The sequence below is a fragment of the Anaerotignum faecicola genome (assembly GCA_024460105.1).
Classification (GTDB): Bacteria; Bacillota; Clostridia; order Lachnospirales; family Anaerotignaceae; genus JANFXS01.
In genome coordinates this window covers 1-484 of record JANFXS010000203.1, presented here as the reverse complement: position 1 = coordinate 484, position 484 = coordinate 1, and the positions used below count along the sequence as shown (strand labels likewise).

Here is a 484-nt window from a genome sequence, read left to right as displayed (position 1 = left end):
GAAAAAAATTTATTCTGGATTACGTAAAAGAGAATGAATTCGTAGACATCACTTATTTAAAGGATACGCTGATGGTGTCTGAGATGACCATTCGGAGAGATTTAAAGAAGCTGGAAGAGGATAACAGCCTGGTAAGAGTGCTGGGAGGTGCAAGAAGCATTCCCGGAGGTACGTATGAAGATCCGGTGGACAAACGGGTGAAATTTCACTCGGAGGAGAAGGACAGGATCGCCAGATATGCGGCATCCCTGGTAAATGAAGGTGATTCAATCTTTATGGATGCCAGCAGTACGGTGTATGCCATGGCAGATTATTTAGAGGTTCATGCTACTGTAATTACCAATAACATCAGTATCTGCATGAAACTGAAAGACAAAGAGAAAATTGACGTAATCCTGATCGGAGGAAGTTTAAGAAAGAGCGCCATGTCTCTGGTAGGGATCGAAGCAGTCCGTATGCTGGATAACTATTATGTGGATAAGGC

1 protein-coding gene is annotated in these 484 nt (G+C 43.0%); it reads left to right on the top strand.

What is annotated here, in order from left to right; translation table 11 throughout:
* Positions 1-484, top strand: a 484-nt coding sequence (locus NE664_13540; GenBank protein ID MCQ4727655.1) for a DeoR/GlpR family DNA-binding transcription regulator, incomplete at both ends; no start/stop codon positions are given.